The sequence below is a fragment of the Crossiella sp. CA198 genome (assembly GCF_052078295.1).
Taxonomy (GTDB): domain Bacteria; phylum Actinomycetota; class Actinomycetes; order Mycobacteriales; family Pseudonocardiaceae; genus Crossiella.
This window is the reverse complement of the sequence record NZ_JBQJIM010000048.1, coordinates 1-18,215: the sequence shown is the minus strand read 5'-3', so window position 1 is coordinate 18,215 and position 18,215 is coordinate 1. Positions and strand designations below refer to the sequence as shown.

The window sequence follows — 18,215 nt, the reverse complement described above, 5'->3', positions numbered from 1 at the left end:
CGTGCGCGGCCGAGGGTTCACAGCCGGTTTCGGCGCGGTTACAGTCCCGTTCTGGGAGCGCTCCCAGAATCCACCGCCCTCACCCCTGTGTGTCCGGAGGAGGACCCTGTATGAGATCCCGTGCGCTATCCCGGCGATGGCGAGCCGGGCCACTGCCCGCCGCACTCGCCACCGCGCTGGCCGGGGCGGTGACGCTCCCGCTGGGCGCGCTGCCCGCGGCGGCCGCCCCCTCGGTGGCCTGCACCGTGGTGTACCAGGTGACCAACGAGTGGAACCCCGGCTTCAGCGCCGCCGCGACCATCCGCAACGAGGGCGAGGCCCTGGACGGCTGGCGGCTCACCTGGACCTTCCCCGACGGCCAGCGGATCACCAACGGCTGGAACGGCGTGTTCACCCAGCAAGGCGCGGTGGTCACCGTGGCCAACCCGGACTGGGGCCGGGTGCTGCCCGCCGGCGGCAGCACCCAGGTCAACTTCAACGCCGAGAAGGGCGCGGCGAACCGGCCGCCGACCGATTTCGCGGTCAACGGGGTCCGCTGCACCGGCGCGAACCAGGCCCCCTCGGTCGCGCTGACCAGCCCGGCCGACGGCAGCACCTTCACCGCACCGGCCAGCATCGCGCTGGCCGCCGACGCCGCCGACACCGACGGCACGGTCAGCAAGGTCGAGTTCTTCGCGGGCACCACCCCCGTCGGCACGGCCACCGCGGCGCCGTGGCGGGTCAACTGGACCGGGGCCGCCGCCGGTGAGTACTCGGTGACCGCCCGCGCCACCGACGACCGCGGCGCCACCACGGTGTCCAACCCGGTCGCGGTACGCGTGCTGGGCGCGCCCGCGGTGCTGGCCACCCCCGGCGCGGTCAGCGTGCGCCAGGGCGACTCGGTCAAGGTCGGGGTCAAGCTGGCCTCCGCGCCTGCCGGGGAGGTCACCGCGACGGTGTCCCGCACCGGCAGCGCGGACCTGACCGCGACCCCGGCCACCCTGCGGTTCACCCCGCAGAACTGGCACACCGCGCAGCAGCTCACCATCGCCGCGGCCGACAACGGCGGCGCACTGGGCGAGGCCAGGTTCACCGTGTCCGCCACCGGGCACACCGCGGCCACCATCACCGCGAAGGAGCTGGGCAAGGACACCTCCAGCTACGCGGCGGCCTTCCTGGCCCAGTACAACAAGATCAAGGACCCGGCGGCGGGCTACTTCCGCCGGTTCGGCGAGCTGCTGGTGCCCTACCACTCGGTGGAGACCCTGGTGGTGGAGGCACCCGACCACGGGCACCAGACCACCTCGGAAGCCTTCAGCTACTACCTGTGGCTGGAGGCCAGCTACGGCCGGGTGACCAAGGACTGGGCGCCACTGACCAAGGCCTGGGAGTCGATGGAGAAGTTCATCATCCCCGGCAGCAAGGACCAGCCGACCAACTCCTTCTACAACCCGGCGAAACCGGCCACCTACGCCCCTGAACACCCGCACCCCAGGGGCTACCCCTCGCAGCTGGACCCCGGCGTCGCGGTGGGCTCTGACCCGCTGGCCGCTGAACTGCGCTCGGCCTACGGCAACAACGACATCTACGGCATGCACTGGCTGCTCGACGTGGACAACACCTACAAGTACGGCTTCTGCGGCGACGGCACCAACACCGCGCCCGCCTACGTCAACACCTTCCAGCGCGGTGAGCAGGAATCGGTGTGGGAGACCGTGACCCACCCCTCCTGCGACACCTTCAAACACGGCGGCCGCAACGGGTTCCTTGACCTGTTCACCAAGGACGCCAACTATTCCAGGCAGTGGCGCTACACCAACGCGCCGGATGCCGACGCGCGCGCGGTGCAGGTGGCCTACTGGGCCAAGACCTGGGCGCAAGCGCAGGGCAAGGGCGCGGAGGTGGCGCCGATCCTGGCCAAGGCGGCCAAGATGGGCGACTACCTGCGCTACGCCATGTTCGACAAGTACTTCAAGAAGATCGGCGACTGCCACGGTCCGGTGAGCTGCCCCGGCGGCACCGGCAAGAACAGCGCGCACTACCTGATGGGCTGGTACTACTCCTGGGGCGGCGCGACCGACACCTCGGCGGGCTGGGCCTGGCGGATCGGCTCCAGCGCACCGCACCAGGGCTACCAGAACCCACTGGCGGCCTGGGCGCTGGCCAACGACCCGGCGCTCAAGCCGAAGTCGGCCACCGGTCAGCAGGACTGGGACACCAGCTACGACCGGCAGCTGGAGTTCCTGCAGTGGCTGCAAGCCGCCAACGGCGGCATCGCCGGTGGCGCCAGCAACAGCTGGGGCGGCTCCTACCAGCCGCCGCCAGCCGGGTCGGCGAAGTTCCACGGTATGGCCTATGACTTCCAGCCGGTGTGGCACGACCCGCCGAGCAACCGGTGGTTCGGCTTCCAGGTCTGGGGCGTGGAACGCATCGCCCAGCTCTACCACGTCACCAAGGACGCCCGCGCCAAGGCGATCCTGGACAAGTGGGTGCCCTGGGCCATCGCCAACACCACCGCGGGCAACGGCTCCTTCCGGGTGCCCAACGATCTGGAGTGGACCGGCAAGCCGGACGACTGGACCGGCACCCCCACCGGCAACCCCGGCCTGACGGTCAAGGTGCTCAACCACAGCCAGGACGTCGGCGTGGCGGCCGCGCTGTCCAAGACGCTGCTCTACTACGCGGCGGCCTCGGGCAACACCGCGGCCCGCACCACCGGTGAGCGGCTGCTCGACGCGCTGCTGGCGCACCAGGACGGCAAGGGCATCGCGGTCCCGGAGACCCGCGCCGACTACAGCCGCTTCGACGACAAGCTCACCACCGCCAACGGCGACGGGCTCTACATCCCGCCGGGCTGGACCGGCACGATGGCCAACGGCGACCGTGTCGACGCCAACTCCACCTTCCTGTCCATCCGGTCCTTCTACAAGAACGACCCCGACTGGCCCAAGGTGCAGGCCTACCTGGACGGCGGGCCGCCGCCGACCCTGACCGTGCACCGGTTCTGGTCGCAGGCGGAGATCGCCACCGCCTTCGCCGCACACAGCGAACTGTTCGGCGGCTGAGCCGGACGGGCGCGAACTGGGAGCGATCCCAGTTCGCGCCCGCCCTGGCAACCCTTCGACAGTCTTTTTCCTTGATCCCCTTGACACTCCGGACATCTCGGGGCAACACTCAACTCGATTTCTGGGAGCGCTCCCAGTTCAGTCCAGAACGGCGAAAGGGTTGACGTGCGCCATCTCTTACCTCGATCACTCGCACTCGGGCTCGCGGTCTCGGCGGTGGCCGCGCTGACCGCCTGCGGTTCCGGCGCCGGCTCGGACGGCAAGCTGGAACTCACCATCGCCACCTTCACCGAGTTCGGGTACGAGGACCTGCTCAAGGAGTACGAGGCGGCGCACCCGAACATCCGCGTCACGCACCGCAAAACCGGGCAGGCCGCGCCGCACCACCAGAACCTCTACACCAAGCTGGGCGCCGGTTCCGGCCTGGCCGACGTGGAGGCGGTGGAGGAGGGCCACCGCGCCAAGGTGATGGAACGCGCGGACAAGTTCGCCAACCTGCGCGAGATCGGACCGGCCGAGGTCACCCCGGACCGCTGGCTGCCCTGGAAGTCCGAGGCGGTCACCACCAAGGACGGTCGCCTGATCGGCTACGGCACCGACATCGGCCCGCTGGCCATGTGCTACCGCAAGGACCTCTTCGCCGAAGCCGGCCTGCCCAGCGACCCGCAGGGGGTCAAGGCGCTGTTCGCCACCTGGGACAGCTTCTTCGCCGCAGGCGAGAAGTTCACCGGCAAGATCAGCGGCAAGGCCTGGTTCGACTCGGCCGCGCAGATCTTCAACGCCATGCAGAACCAGCTGCCCCAGGGCTACTTCACCACCGAGGACAAGCTGGTCATCGAGAGCAACCAGGCCATCAAGGCCAACTGGGACAAGCTCACCGCCGCGGTGGCCAAGGGCCAGTCCGCCAAGCTGACCGCCTTCGGTCCGGAGTGGAACAGCGCCTTCCGCACCGGCGCCTTCGCCACCAAGACCTGCCCGTCCTGGATGCTCGGCGTGGTCGAACAGCACGCGGGCCCGGAGAACAAGGGCAAGTGGGCGGTCACCGACGCCTTCCCCGAGGGCGGCGGCAACTGGGGCGGCTCGTACCTGACCGTGCCCAAGCAGAGCAAGCACCCCAAGGAGGCCGCCGAACTGGCCGCCTGGCTGACCGCGCCCGCGCAGCAGCTCAAGGCCTTCGCCGCCAAGGGAACCTTCCCCAGCCAGGCCGAGGCCCTCAGCAGCGAGCAGCTGTTGAACAGCCACAACAACTACTTCGACGTCAAGGCGGGCGCGTTGTACGCCGCGCAGGCCCGCAAGGTGGCCAAGGCCCAGTACAAGGGCCCCTCCGACGGCGAACTCCAGGACGTCGTCTCGGTCGCCGCGCTGCAGAAGGTCGAGCAGGGCGCCTCCCCGGCGGAGGGCTGGCAGCAACTCGTCGACGGCGCGAAGAAGCTGGCCAAGTGAGTCTGGACCTCCACCCGCAGACCCGCCGTGACCGCGGTGCTCCCGTTCCACCGCGGTCACGGCGTCCCATTCGCGACCGGCTCGGCGAGTGGGACCTCCGGTTCTCGCCCTACCTCTACATCGCGCCGTTCTTCCTGATCTTCGGCCTTACCGGTCTGTATCCGTTGCTCTACACCGCCTACGTGGCCCTGTTCGACTGGGAGCTGGGCGGTGCGGAGCCGACCTTCGTCGGGCTGGACAACTTCACCACCCTGCTCGCCGACGAGCAGTTCTGGACCACGCTGACCAACACGATCAGCATCTTCCTGCTCTCCAGCGGTCCACAGCTGGTGATCGCGGTGCTGCTGGCCGCGCTGCTCAACACCAGGGTCCGCCCGGCCACCGGCTGGCGGGTCGGCGTGCTGCTGCCCTACGCGGCCAGCCTGGTGGCCATCGGCATCATCTTCGCCAACCTGTTCGGCCGCGACTTCGGCCTGGTCAACACCCTGCTGGAATGGTTCGGCCTGGACCGGATCGACTGGCAGGCCAACCGCTTCGCCAGTCACCTGGCCATCGCCTTCATGGTGAACTGGCGGTGGACCGGCTACAACGCGCTGATCGTGCTCGCCGCGATGCAGGCCATCCCCAAGGACGTCTACGAGGCCGCGGTGGTCGACGGGGCCGGCGCGGTGCGCCGGTTCGTCAGCATCACCCTGCCGCTGCTGCGCCCGACCCTGATCTTCGTGGTGATCACCTCGACCATCGGCGGACTACAGATCTTCACCGAGCCCAAGCTGTTCGACACCAGGCCGGGCTCCAACAACGGCGGCTCGTCCAACCAGTTCCAGACCATCACCCTCTACCTGTACCAGTCCGCCTTCGAGAACCAGAACTTCGGCTACGCCTCGGCGATCGCCTGGGTGCTGTTCCTGGTGATCATCGTCTTCGCCGGGATCAACTTCCTGCTGACCCGGCGGCTGGCGGGGGTGGGGCGATGAGCGTGGGCAGACCCAACGCCACGGTGTACGGGCTGTTGCTGGCCTTCGTGCTCGGCTCGGCCTTCCCATTCTACTGGTCCTTCGTGGTGGCCAGCCGGGACAGCGCCACCGTCACCGAGCGGGTGCCGCCGCTGCTGCCCGGCGGCAACTTCTTCGCCAACGCGGCCAAGGTGTTCGACTCGGTGCCGTTCTGGAAGGCCCTGGGCAACAGCATGATCGTGGCGGGCACGGTCACCGTGTCCACCGTGCTGCTGTCCACCCTGGCCGGTTTCGCCTTCGCCAAACTGCGTTTCCGCGGCCGGGGCGTGCTGTTCGTGGCCGTGGTGGCCACCCTGGCGGTGCCCACCCAGCTGGGCATCGTGCCGCTGTACATGCTGATGGCCGAGTTCGGCTGGGCCAACAGCCTGGAGGCGGTGATCGTGCCGAACCTGGTCACCGCGCTCGGGGTGTTCTGGATGCGCCAGTACATCCTGGAGGCGGTGCCCTATGAGCTGATCGAGGCCGCCCGGATGGACGGGTGCAGCCTGATCCGCACCTTCTGGCACGTGTGCCTGCCCGCGGTCCGCCCGGCCGCGGCCTTCCTCGGCATGTTCACCTTCATGACCTCCTGGAACGACTTCCTGTGGCCGTTAGTCGCCCTCGACGCGGGCAACCCCACCATCCAGGTGGCCCTGGAGAAGCTCCAGAGCGGCTTCTACATCGACTATTCGCTCGTGCTGGCCGGCACGACCATGGCGACGGTCCCGGTCCTGCTGATCTTCGTCCTGCTCGGCCGGCAGATCGTCGCCGGCATCATGCAGGGCGCCGTGAAGGGATGACGAGTGCACGTATCTGACCACGCCGTCGAGCTGGCGTTCCCACCGGGATTCCTGTGGGGCGCGGCCACCGCGGCCTTCCAGATCGAGGGATCGACCACTGTGGACGGTCGAACCGACTCGATCTGGGACGCCTTCTGCCGGACCCCCGGCAAGGTGCACAACGGCGACACCGGCGAACCGGCCACCGACCACTACCGGCGGATGCGCGAGGACGTCGCGGTGATGGCCGACCTCGGCCTGCGCGCCTACCGGTTCTCCGTGGCCTGGCCCCGGATCCGCCCGGACGGCGGCCCGGTCAACCCGGTGGGCCTGGACTTCTACCAGCGCCTGGTGGACGAGCTGCTGGCCAGGCAGATCACCCCGTGGATCACCCTCTACCACTGGGACCTGCCGCAGGCGCTGGAGGAACGCGGCGGCTGGGCGAACCGGGACACCGCCTACCGCTTCGGCGAGTACGCCCAGACCGTGGCAGGCGCGCTCGGCGACCGGGTGCCGTTCTGGACCACGCTCAACGAGCCCTACTGCTCCTCCTTCGTCGGCTACGCCTCGGGCAGGCACGCCCCCGGCCGCACCGACCCGCACGCCACCGTGGCCGCCGTGCACCACCTGCACCTGGCGCACGGCCTCGGCCTGCTGGCGATCAGGGACGCCGCCCCCCAGGCCAAGGCGGGCATCACGCTCAACCTGTACCCGGTGCACCCGGCCGACCCCGGTTCCGAAGCCGACGCCGAGGCGGTCCGCAGGGTCGACGGACTACAGAACCGGATCTTCCTCGACCCGGTGCTGCGCGGGCAATACCCCGAGGACGTGCTCGCCGATCTGGCGCCGTACGGGTTGTCGGACCACATCCAGGACGGCGACCTGGACCTGATCGGCGCGCCGCTGGACCTGTTGGGCGTCAACTACTACAGCAGCCTGCACGTCTCCGGCGCCGCCGACGGGCCAGCCGACGGCCCCACCACCTGGATCGGCGCCGAACACGTGCGCTTCCCCAGCAGAGGCCTGCCGCGCACCGACATGAACTGGGAGATCCAGGCCTCCGGACTCACCGAGGTGCTCACCCGGCTGCACACCGAGTACCCGCCGCTGCCGCTCTACATCACCGAGAACGGCTCGGCCTGGCCGGACAAGCCCAACGGCGACGGCCAGATCGAGGACACCGACCGGGTGTCCTACCTGGACGGTCATCTGCGCGCGGCGCACCAGGCCATCCAGGCGGGGACGGACCTGCGCGGGTACTTCAGCTGGTCGCTGCTGGACAACTTCGAGTGGGCCGAGGGCTATGCCAAGCGGTTCGGCCTGGTGCACGTGGACTACCAGACCCAGGTCCGCACCCCGAAGCGCAGCGCGCACTTCTACGCCCAGGTGATCAGGCAGAACGGGCTGACCGCCGAACAACCGTGATTGCTCCAGGTAACTGACCGGCCGCCTGCCCACCGACGTCACCAGCGGGTGAAGGGACGCCGGTGGGCTGGCGGTTGCCGAGCGCCGCTCGCATGGTGGCTGTGGGAGTCCACGAGCGAGCGGAGTCGGTCATGTCGGCGGAGCCGGTATCACGACGGCAGTTCATCCAGGTTGGCGGGGTCAGCGTGGCCGGGATGGTGGTCGGGCTGCCCGCGTCCGCACCCACGGCCGAGGCCAGACCGGGCATCACCCAGTGCGAGGAGTTCGGGACGCTCGTCGGGGGCGAGACCGGCATGGCCAACGGCAAGTCGCGGACTCCCCGGGGCACGCTGAAGGTGTTCGTGGACAACCACACCAGCCAGCCGAGCAAGGACCCGCTCAGCCTGAAGTTCGTCACCCCCTACTTCGTCAACGTCAACCGCACGGGCGGACTGCCACCCGGCGCGAAGATGCTGCTCCAGGACGAGCGGCCGAACGTGCCGGAGATCCTGGAGGTGGTGCTGCCCGCCGGGCTCAAGCCGGGCAGGCACGACGTGTCCATCCCGATCATCCGGGTCGACGGCGGCCCGAGCCTGCTCGGCCACGGCCAGCTGCTGGTCTCCCCGGTGCGCCCGGCCAGGGAGCAGCCCTCCTGCCTGTTGTTCGACGCGACGGACCTCCAGATCAAGACCCCCGGCGCCAGCAACGGCCCCGCGCGCACGGGGCGGGCGGGCAACCAGGTCAACCTGTACCTCAGCTATGAGTTCTGCGCGCTGACCAGGGGCAAGGGCAGGCTGATCACCGTCCGCGCGGGCAACGCCGGACCGAACCCCACCACCGCGGACGCGCTGATCACCTTGCGCACGCCGTTCTACGTCAACGTCGACCGGTCCGGTCAGCTGCCGCCAGAAGCGAAGTTCATCTACCAGAACACCGATCCCACCGTCCCCGAGGTGCTGGGGATCACCGTGCCCAAGGGCCTGCGGCCAGGCGAGGAACGCTCGTTCGCGGTGCCCCTGCTCGCCGCGCCCGGCACCCTGCCGGGATACCGGGCCGGCGGCGCGATGGTGCTAGCCGGAAAGTCCGACGAAGACGTGGACCTACGACCGAACGCGGTCCAATTCGCGATGACCGTGCTGGCCACCTAAACACCCCGCCGTGTTGGCCGTTGTCGTACACAGTGTTGGCCGTTGTCGTACACAGTGTTGGCCGTTGCGGACGGTGTGTTGGCCGAACTGGCACGCCATCCAGGCAACACAGCGCCCACAACGGCCAACACGCCGTCCAGAACGGCCAAGACACCGTACGACAACGGCCAACACGGTGGTGGGGCGGAACGCCGCCCTCGCGACAGTGCGAGGGCGGCGTTCCGGTGATCACAACGCCGGGTGGGCGTTGCGCATGAGTTCCTGCAGCTGTGCGGGGAAGAAGTGCCCGGACAGCGGCGCGTTGCCCAGTGCGCCGGACATGTTGTTGCCGTTGCGGGGGTTGCCGGTGTAGGTCGGGTCGCACATCCGGTCGAAGCCCTTGCCCTCGTTGTTCTGGATGTACTTGCTGGAGCCGTCGGACTCGCCGGGCGGCTTCATCCACACGTAGGCGTCGATACCGGCCGGACCGGGGTTGGCCTTCGGCCGCTCGCCGAGGCCGGCGCCGGACTGGTTGCACCAGTTGCCGAGGTGGATGCGCCGGTCCACACGGGACTGGTTGACGAAGGTGTTCGGGTCGGTCGAGGTGCTCGCCGCGGTCGGGCGGTTAGGGCCGCCCCAGCCGTTGCGCGCGGTGTCGATCAGCATGCCGACGTCCTGGCCGAAGCAGGCCGCGGCGGCCCTGGCGCGGAAGTCCTGGGCGTAGCCCACCTCGTCGACGTAGCGGTTCCAGTCCACCCACTTGGTGCTCTCCCGCAGCGGCCGGCCGCCGACCACGGTGTCGGCCTTGAAGAACGGTTCGGAGAGCGCGCTGAAGTTGGCGGTGTTGACGATGAAGCCGGACACGTCGGCCGGGGTGGCGCCGGAAGCGTTGGCGGCCTGGCACATCAGCTGCACGGTCGGGTTGAGGTTGTCGTCCCAGCCGAGCCAGCCGTGGTGCCCCGCGTCGATGTAGTTGTGCACGTTGGGCACGTCGCCGAGCTTGTTCAGCGCGTAACCGACGCCGGCGACGTAGTTTCCGTTGGCCTTCATGGTGTCGCACTGCGGGACCGCGGTGGGCCTGCCGCTGACGTTGGTGATCAGGTTCGGCAGCGAGTCGACCTCGATCACCGTCGCCACGCGCAGCCTGGTGTAGGCGGGCCTGGCCAGGATCGCGGCGATGGGGTCGATGTACTCGGTGCGGTAGCGCCCGATCTCATCGGCCTTGAGTTCGCCGTTGGAGGCCAGCGCGGAGCAGTCCCGGCCGGGCAGGTTGTAGATCACCAGCTGGAGCACCAGGGGTTTCGCCCCGTTCGCCGCGTCCTGCCGGACCGCCTCGTCGAGGTGGCCGACCAGGCCTCTGGCGCCCGCGGTGCCGTTGATCGCCGCGATGCGGTCCAGCCAGACACCGGTGGGCTGGTTGGCGATGCGGCCGCCACCGGGCTCGGCGCGCACCCTGGCCGCCCAGTCCGGGTTCACGTACATGTCGGCGCCGGTGTAGGGGTTGTTCTCCCGGCTCCCGCCCGGCGGCGGCTCGGTCGGCTCGCCGGTGCAGGCGTTGCCGTTGAGCGTGAAGCTGGCCGGGGCGGGGTTGCCGCCGGAGTAGGTGGCGTTGAAACCGATCTCCACCGAGGTCCCGGAGCCCAGGGCTCCGTTGCCCGTCGCGGTCACGGCAGGGCTGTTGGCGGCCTGGGACCAGTTCGCACTCCAGCCCTGGGAAAGCCGCTGGTTGCCGGGGAAGGCGAAGCCCAGCGTCCAGCTGGAGATCGCGTCACCCAGATTGTTGATCTTGACTCGGGCGGTGAAGCCAGTGCCCCAGTCGTTCACGCTGTAGTCGACCCTGCAGGCGGGTGCGGCGCTGGCCGAGGGGGCGGTGAGCACGGCGCCGAAGGTCGTGGCGGTCAGCACCGCCGCCAGACCCGCGGCCGTGCCGCGTAGGCCGCGGCGCGTTCGTAAGTTCGTCAACAGGGGTGTGAACCTCATTGCGGTTCCTCCGCTCGTCGCTGAGCGATGTCAGGGGCGATTTCTGGGAGCGCTCCCAGTTTCGGATACTAACCCGGGTGCCAACGTGTGTACAGACATTCACCCTGGCGGCTCCCCCGGCGCTCAGCCCGCCCTGCCGAACACCGTGGCCCGTTTCGCGGTCTGCCTGATCCCGTTGGGGCCGTGGAAGATCCGCTGTCCCCAGCTGGTCAGCTGGGCCGGGTCGAAGGCGGTGGCCATGTCCAGATAGCCCACGTCAGCGCTGTTGCCGCTCCACGACCAGCCCAGGTAGCCGATCCGGTTGGCCTGGCTGTAGGCGAGGATCGCGGTCTCATCCGGGTCGCCGTCGGAGTGGAAGTGGCCGAACTCGCCCACCACGATCGGCAGCCGGGCGGCCAGGAACTGGCCGAGGTAGTCCGAGACCTTGGCCGCGGTGTTGTACACCCCGTACATGTGCACGCTGAACACGGTGTTGCGCAACGGGTCCGCGGCGAAGACCGCGCCTGCGCCGTCCCGCATGGTGAAGGACCAGTCCTGGCCCCAGTTCGGCGCGTCCACCATGATCGTGTGCCGCAGTCCTGCCCCGCGCAGCTTGGCGATCGCGCCCAGGGTGTCCGCGCTCCAGCGCTGGTAGCCGGTGTTGCCGTGCGGCTCGTTGCCGATGTTGATGATGACGAAGGACTCCTGGCCGCGCAGCGCCTCCCGGATGCCGAGCCAGTAGTCGGCGGCGCGGTCCAGGGTGATCGCGCCGGACTGCTCGCCGTAACCGGTGGTGTCGTGCACCTCCAGCACGCACACCAGCTTCTGCCGCCTGCACTCCGCGACCACCGTGGTCACCTCGGCGGTGTCGTCGCGGGTCCAGCGGTCACCGCTGCTGAGCACCACCCGCGCCGAGTTGGCACCGAGCGCGGACAGGTGCGCGAGCGAGCTGAACCGCTGCGGGTACCAGGTGTGCGCGTGGTTCACTCCGCGCAGCACGAACTCCACGCCGTTGGCGTCGTACAGTCTGCCCTCGCGCACGGCGAAGCCGGTGGCCGCGTGTGCGGGCCCGGTCAGGAACAGGCAGGCGAGCAGGCTCAGCAGCACCGTGCTCACCAGAGATTTTCGTGATCGCATAGTCCACCTCGCTGGTCCGATCGGGTCTGCCGCCCCGGATTCTCGTTACCCGGCATTCACATCGGGCGGCGGACGCCGTTACAGTCGGCTGGAACTGGAAGCGCTCCCAGAATAGCCGTGCCCCTGCCACTCCAGGAGCATCCTGTTGCGAAAACCAGCCTCGATCACCAAGACCACCGTCAGCGCGCGTGGGACCGGCGTTTGGTCCACACGTCGTAGGCGACCGCTGCCAGCAGCACCAGACCCTTGACCAGCATCACCTGTTCGCTGGGGGCGCCGATCAGCGACATGCCGTTGTTGATCACAGCCATGATCAGGCCGCCGGTGACCGCGCCGACCACCTTGCCGACCCCGCCCTGCACCGCGGCGCCACCGATGAAGGCGGCCGCGATCGCGTCCAGCTCGAAGGAGGCGCCCGCGGTGGGACCGGCCTGGTTGAGCCTGCCCGCGAAGACCACCCCGGCCAGCGCGGCCAGCACACCCATGTTCACGAACACCCAGAAGGTGACCGCGCGGACGTTCACCCCGGACAGGGTGGCCGCCTGCGGGTTGCCGCCGATGGCGTAGATCCGCCGCCCGAACACCGATCGCCCCGCCAGCACCGAATAACCCCACACCAGTGCGGCCAGCAGCACCAGCACCCACGGCAGGTTGCGGAAGCGGGCCAGCTGCACCACCACGGCGAGCACCAGCAGCCCGGCCGCGACCACCTTGGCCACGAACACCGGCGCCGGATCGATCTCCTGCCCGTAGCCCGCGCGTCCGCGCCGGGCCCGCCACTGGGTCAGCGCGATTCCAGCCACCACGGCCAGCCCGGCGAGCAGGCTCAGCAGGTCGGCGCCGCCGAGCGGGCCCAGTCCGATGTTGCCGAGGTAGCCGGGCAGGAAACCGTTGGCCAGCGTGCGGATCGGCTCCGGGAACGGGCCGATGCCCTGGTTGCCCAGCACGTTCAGGGTGAGCGCGCGGAAGACCAGCATGCCGCCCAGGGTGACGATGAAGGCCGGGATGCCGAAGTAGGCGATCCAGTAGCCGTGCCAGGCGCCGATCAGCCCGCCAGCGACGAGCGTCACCAGCACCGCCAGCGGCCACGGCAGGCCCAGCCGCACGGTGAGCACCGCGCACAGCGCCCCGGTGAGCGCCACCACCGAGCCCACGGACAGGTCGATGTGCCCGGCGATGATCACCAGGATCATGCCCACCGCGAGGATCAGCACATAGGAGTTCTGCACGATGATGTTGGAGATGTTCTGCGGCTCCAGCAGGGTGCCGCCGGTCAGCGCGGTGAACAGCAGCACGATCAGCGCGAACGCCACGTAGATGCCGCTCTGCCTGGGGTTGACCGAGAACCGCCGGCGTGACGCGAGTTCTGCCCTGGTGCTCAACGGTTCCGCTCCTGTCCCTGGGTCATGTGCCGCATGAGGCGTTCCTGGGTGGCCTCGGCCCGGCTCAGCTCACCGGTGATCCGGCCCTCGGCCAGCGCGTACACCCGGTCGCACAGGCCAAGCAGCTCGGGCAGTTCCGAGGAGATGACCAGCACAGCCGCCCCGCGTTCGGCCAGTTGGTTGATGATGGTGTAGATCTCGTACTTCGCGCCGACGTCGATGCCGCGGGTGGGCTCGTCCAGGATCAGCACATCCGGCTCGGTGAACATCCATTTGCCCAGCACCACCTTCTGCTGATTGCCGCCGCTGAGCGAACCGGCCGGGGTGAGCACACCGGGCGCTCTGATCCCCAGATCGCGCAGATATCCCTTGGCGACGCCGAACTCCGCACCCTCGCGCACCCAGCCGCGCCGGGCCAGCCTGCCCAGTCCGGCGGCGGAGATGTTGCGCCGGATGTCCTCGATCAGGTTGAGGCCGTAGCGTTTGCGGTCCTCGCTGACGTAGGCGAGGCCGTGCCGGATCGCCTGGCGCACTGAACGCGGCCGGATCTCCTTGCCGTCCTTGAGGATCCGCCCCGAGACCACGGAGCCCCAGGCGCGACCGAAGACGCTCATCGCGAGTTCGGTGCGCCCGGCGCCCATCAGCCCGGCCAGGCCGACGATCTCCCCGCGCCGCACCGACAACGTCACCCCGTGCAGGACCGCCTGGTCCGGGCGGGCCGGGCTGTGCACGGTCCAGTCCTCGATCCGCAGCACCTCCGCGCCGATCCGCGGCTCGCGCGGCGGGAAGCGGTGGGTGAGGTCGCGGCCGACCATGCCCGCGATGATCCGGTCCTCGCTCACCTCTTCCGCATGCACGTCCAGGGTTTCGATGGTGCGGCCGTCCCGGATGATGGTGATCGAGTCGGCGATCGCGGTGATCTCGTTGAGCTTGTGCGAGATGATCACCGAGGTGACGCCCTGCGCACGCAGCTCGCGCAACAGCTCCAGCAGGTGCGCGGAGTCCTCGTCGTTGAGCGCCGCGGTGGGCTCGTCCAGGATGAGCAGCCGCACGTCCTTGGCCAGCGCCTTGGCGATCTCCACCAGCTGTTGTTTGCCGATGCCGATGTCCCGCACCGGGGTCACCGGGTTCTCCCGCAGGCCGACCCTGGCCAGCAGGGCGGCCGCGTCGTGGTTGACCCGGTTCCAGTCGATCCAGCCGCGACTGGCGATCTCGTTGCCCAGGAACAGGTTCTCCGCGATGGACAGCTCGGGGCAGAGTGCCAGCTCCTGGTGCACGATGACGATGCCGCGCGCCTCGCTGTCCCGGATCCCGCTGAGAGCGAGGGATTCGCCGTCGAAGTCGATCTCGCCGGTGTAGGAGCCGTGCGGGTACACCCCGGAGAGCACCTTCATCAGCGTGGACTTGCCCGCACCGTTCTCCCCGCAGATCGCGTGGATCTCCCCGCGCCGCACCGACAACGTGACGCCGTCCAGCGCGGTGACCGGGCCGAAGGTCTTGGTGATGCCCCGCATCCGCAGGATGTGCTCGGTCATCGTTACTTCAGCTGACCCTCGGTGTAGTAGCCGGATTCGACGAGGACCTTGCGGTAGTTGGCCTTGTCCACCGCGACCGGCTCAAGCAGGAAGGAGGGCACCACCTTGACGCCGTTGTGGTAGTCCTTCTCGTTGTTCACTTCGGGCTTGCGGCCCTGCAGCGCCGCGCCAGCCATGTTCGCGGCCACCTTGGCCAGTTCCCTGGTGTCCTTCTGCACGGTGGAGTACTGCTCCCCCGCGATGATCGACTTCACCGAGGCCACCTCGGCGTCCTGCCCGGTGACGACCGGATAGGGTCGGTCCGCCTTGCCGTAGCCGTTGCTCTTCAGCGCGGACAGGATGCCGATGGACAGCCCGTCGTACGGTGAGAGCACACCGTCCACTGTGGACCTGGTGTAGGTCTTGGTGAGGATGTCCTCCATCCGGCGCTGCGCGGTGGCCGGTTCCCAGCGCAGGATCGCCACCGTGCCGAAGTCACGCTGGCCGCTGCGCACGACCAGGGTGCCCGCCTCGATCAGCGGCTGGAGCACGGACATGGCGCCGTTGAAGAAGTACGGGGCGTTGTTGTCATCCGGCGAGCCGCCGAACAGCTCCACCGCGTACGGCCCCGCGCCGCGCGCCTTCAGCCCGGCCAGCAACGAGTTGGCCTGTTCCACGCCGACCCGGAAGTTGTCGAAGGTGGCGTAGTAGTCCACCGCGGGGCTGTTGCGGATCAGCCGGTCGTAGGCGATGACCGGGATCTTCGCGGCCGCGGCCTGCCGCAGCTGCGAGCTGAGCGCGGTGCCGTCGATGGAGGCCACGATCAACGCCTTGGCGCCCTTGGTGATCTGGTTCTCCAGCTGGTTGGCCTGGGTCGGGATGTCGTTCTCCGCGTACTGCAGGTCGACCCGGAAACCCTGCTGCTCCAGGGCTTTGCGGATGTTGTCGCCGTCATGGATCCAGCGTTCGGAGGACTTGGTCGGCATGGTCACACCGACCAGCGCGCCCTCGCCCGCGGCGCCCTGCTGGTCGACGGTCTTCACCGAGGAGCCGCAGGCGGTGAGGGTGGCCAGCAACGCGACCAGGGCCGCGGATCGTGGAAACCTCATTGTTTCTCCCTGATTCTCAGCGCAGGCCCTGCGCGAGCCGGTGGTAGGCCTGGTTCCAGCGCAGCCGGTCGGTGAACTCATCGGTGGTGCTGCGCTCGTCGATGAGCGCCAGCTCGACGTCGAGGATCCGCGCCAGGTCGCGCAGCGGCTCGGCGCCCACGGCCTGGGTGAGCACGGTGTGGTGCGGCCCGCCCGCGGTGAGCCAGCACTCCGCCGAGGTCGACAGCGAGGGCGCCGGCCGCCACACCGCGCGCGCCACCGGCAGGTTCGGCAGCGGCTCGTCCGGCGGCACCACCTGGACCTCGTTGGCGGTCAACCGGAATCGGTCGCCGAGGTCGGCCAGACCGATGACCACCGCGGCGCCCGGCTCGGCGTCGAAGACCAGCCGCACCGGGTCCTCCCGGCCACCGATGCCCAGCGGGTGGATCTCGCAGGAGGGCTGCCGGGCGGCGATGCTCGGGCACACCTCCAGCATGTGCGCGCCGAGGATCTTCGGCTCACCCGGTCCGAAGTGGTAGGTATAGTCCTCCATGAACGAGGTGCCGCGGCCGGTGCCCTCGCCCATCGCCTTCACCGCGGCCAGCAGCGCCGAGGTTTTCCAGTCGCCCTCGCCACCGAAGCCGTAGCCATCGGCCATCAGCCGCTGCACGGCCAGACCCGGTAGCTGGCGCAGTCCGCCGAGGTCCTCGAAGTTCGTGGTGAACGCGCCGAAGCCGCCCTCGGTCAGGAACCGGCGCAGCCCGGACTCGATCCGCGCGGCGTAGCGCAGCGACTCGTGCCGGTCACCGCCGCGGCGCAGTTCCGTTGCCAGGAGGTAGGTGTCGGCGTACTCGGCGACCAGCACGGCGATCTCGTCCTCGGTCACCTCGTCCACCAGCGCGACGAGATCGTTGACGCCGTAGGTGTTCACCGAGACACCCAGCCGCAGCTCCGCCTCGACCTTGTCGCCCTCGGTCACCGCGACATCGCGCATGTTGTCGCCGAACCGGGCCAGGCGCAGGGTGCGCAGCTGCTGGGCGCCGGTGGCGGCGCGCGCCCAGCCGTCGATCCGCCGCGCCACCAGCGGATCGCGGACGTGCCCGGCGACGGTCTTGCGGGTCACCCCGATCCGGGTTTGCACGAAGCCGAACTCGCGGTCACCGTGCGCGGCCTGGTTGAGGTTCATGAAGTCCATGTCGATGCCTGCCCACGGCAGCGACTCGTTGAGCTGGGTGTGCAGGTGCAGCAACGGTTTCCGCAGCAGGTCCAGCCCGGTGATCCACATCTTGGCCGGGGAGAAGGTGTGCATCCAGGCGATCACGCCCACGCAGGACGGATCCCCGTTGGCCTCGTGCAGTGCCTGGCGGATAGCACCCCCGTCGGCGAGCACCGGCCGCCAGACGATCTCCACCGAGATCAGGCCGGATCCGGCGAGCATCCGCTGGATCCGCTGGGACTGCTCGGCGACCCTGGCCAGCGTTTCCGGCCCGTAGAGGTGCTGGCTCCCGGTGAGGAACCAGACCTGGGGCTTGGCCGCGACCGGCATGTTCCCTCCTCGCGGGCTCACTGCCCGTAGACGTTCTGGTAGCGCGTGTACAGGCGGTCGATGTCCTGCTGGGCAAGGGATTCCGGCGTGCCGAGCTGGAGTGCGAAGTGGACGGTGCGGGCCACGTCCTCCAGCAGCACCGCGGCCTTGACCGCCGTCCGGGCGTCCGCGCCGACGGTGAAGGGGCCGTGGTTGCGCATGAGCACGGCAGGCGACCGGCTGGTACGCAAGATGTCCACGATGCCGCGCCCGATCGAGTCGTCGCCGATGAGCGCGAACGGGCCCACCGGGATCTCGCCGCCGAACTCGTCGGCGATCATGGTGAGCACGCACGGGATCGGCACCCCGCGGGCGGCCCATGCGGTGGCGTACGGCGAGTGGGTGTGCACCACGCCGCCGACCTCGGGCAGGTGCCGGTAGACGTAGGCGTGCGCGGCGGTGTCCGAGGACGGGGCCAGCTCCCCCTCCACCAGGTTGCCGCGCAGATCGGTGACGACCATGGTGTCCGGCGTCAGTTCCGGATAGGACACCCCGGATGGTTTGATCACCATCAGGTCGTGGCCGGGCACCCGCGCGGAGATGTTGCCCGCCGTCCAGCTCACCAGCTCGTAGCGGGTCAGTTCCCGGTGCAGTTCGGCGACGGTGCGGCGCAGTTCGGCGGTGGCCGACATCTAAGCGGGTTGCCAGAAGTTGTGTCCGTAACTCGCGGGAGTTGACCTTCCCTCGAACGTGAAGAGCCCCGTCGGGTTGGATTGAGTTACCACACACAACCGACCCGACGAGGCCTCCTTCAGTAT

13 protein-coding genes are annotated in these 18,215 nt (G+C 69.3%); 6 read left to right on the top strand and 7 right to left on the bottom strand.

Annotation, left to right across the window (positions count from 1 at the left end):
- The first annotated feature begins 110 nt into the window (after positions 1-110).
- The 6 genes from ACTOWY_RS42910 (at position 111) to ACTOWY_RS42885 (ending at position 8,813) form a co-directional block, all read left to right on the top strand.
- The gene (locus tag ACTOWY_RS42910; protein WP_441315338.1) at positions 111-3,044 is read left to right on the top strand and encodes a glycoside hydrolase family 48 protein; all 2,934 of its coding nucleotides are present in this window, start codon (positions 111-113) and stop codon (positions 3,042-3,044) included.
- Between the two features lie 165 nt (positions 3,045-3,209).
- Positions 3,210-4,487, top strand: a complete 1,278-nt coding sequence (locus tag ACTOWY_RS42905; protein WP_441315337.1) for an ABC transporter substrate-binding protein — start codon at positions 3,210-3,212, stop codon at positions 4,485-4,487.
- 68 nt (positions 4,488-4,555) lie between these two features.
- A complete protein-coding gene (locus ACTOWY_RS42900) occupies positions 4,556-5,464 on the top strand; it encodes a carbohydrate ABC transporter permease (protein WP_441315361.1) in 909 nt (302 codons plus the stop codon).
- Positions 5,461-6,282: a carbohydrate ABC transporter permease gene (locus ACTOWY_RS42895; RefSeq protein ID WP_441315336.1), complete on the top strand. Its 822-nt coding sequence runs from the start codon at positions 5,461-5,463 to the stop codon at positions 6,280-6,282. The genes ACTOWY_RS42900 and ACTOWY_RS42895 overlap by 4 nt, the downstream gene beginning before the upstream one ends.
- A gap of 3 nt (positions 6,283-6,285) precedes the next feature.
- Positions 6,286-7,686, top strand: coding sequence for a GH1 family beta-glucosidase (locus ACTOWY_RS42890; protein ID WP_441315335.1), 1,401 nt, complete (start codon positions 6,286-6,288; stop codon positions 7,684-7,686).
- A 131-nt stretch (positions 7,687-7,817) separates the two neighbouring features.
- Positions 7,818-8,813, top strand: a complete 996-nt coding sequence (locus ACTOWY_RS42885; RefSeq protein ID WP_441315334.1) for a hypothetical protein — start codon at positions 7,818-7,820, stop codon at positions 8,811-8,813.
- A gap of 228 nt (positions 8,814-9,041) precedes the next feature.
- Here the strand turns inward: ACTOWY_RS42885 and ACTOWY_RS42880 are convergent, their stop codons facing one another.
- From ACTOWY_RS42880 to ACTOWY_RS42850, 7 genes are all read right to left on the bottom strand, one after another.
- Positions 9,042-10,754 (bottom strand): glycoside hydrolase family 6 protein, encoded by a 1,713-nt coding sequence (locus ACTOWY_RS42880; protein ID WP_441315333.1) that lies wholly within the window; start codon positions 10,752-10,754, stop codon positions 9,042-9,044.
- 141 nt (positions 10,755-10,895) lie between these two features.
- Positions 10,896-11,867, bottom strand: a complete 972-nt coding sequence (locus tag ACTOWY_RS42875) for a glycoside hydrolase family 5 protein (protein WP_441315332.1) — start codon at positions 11,865-11,867, stop codon at positions 10,896-10,898.
- A gap of 200 nt (positions 11,868-12,067) precedes the next feature.
- Positions 12,068-13,270, bottom strand: a complete 1,203-nt coding sequence (mmsB, locus tag ACTOWY_RS42870; RefSeq protein WP_441315331.1) for a multiple monosaccharide ABC transporter permease — start codon at positions 13,268-13,270, stop codon at positions 12,068-12,070.
- Complete coding sequence (mmsA, locus tag ACTOWY_RS42865; protein WP_441315330.1) at positions 13,267-14,805, bottom strand: multiple monosaccharide ABC transporter ATP-binding protein; 1,539 nt, start codon at positions 14,803-14,805, stop codon at positions 13,267-13,269. The genes mmsB and mmsA overlap by 4 nt, the downstream gene beginning before the upstream one ends.
- Positions 14,806-14,807: 2 nt before the next feature.
- Positions 14,808-15,893, bottom strand: a complete 1,086-nt coding sequence (gene chvE, locus ACTOWY_RS42860; protein WP_441315329.1) for a multiple monosaccharide ABC transporter substrate-binding protein — start codon at positions 15,891-15,893, stop codon at positions 14,808-14,810.
- Positions 15,894-15,909: 16 nt separating this feature from the next.
- Positions 15,910-17,418, bottom strand: a complete 1,509-nt coding sequence (gene araA, locus ACTOWY_RS42855) for an L-arabinose isomerase (protein WP_441315328.1) — start codon at positions 17,416-17,418, stop codon at positions 15,910-15,912.
- 17 nt (positions 17,419-17,435) lie between these two features.
- A complete protein-coding gene (locus ACTOWY_RS42850; RefSeq protein WP_441315327.1) occupies positions 17,436-18,089 on the bottom strand; it encodes an L-ribulose-5-phosphate 4-epimerase in 654 nt (217 codons plus the stop codon).
- Positions 18,090-18,215: the final 126 nt, after the last annotated feature.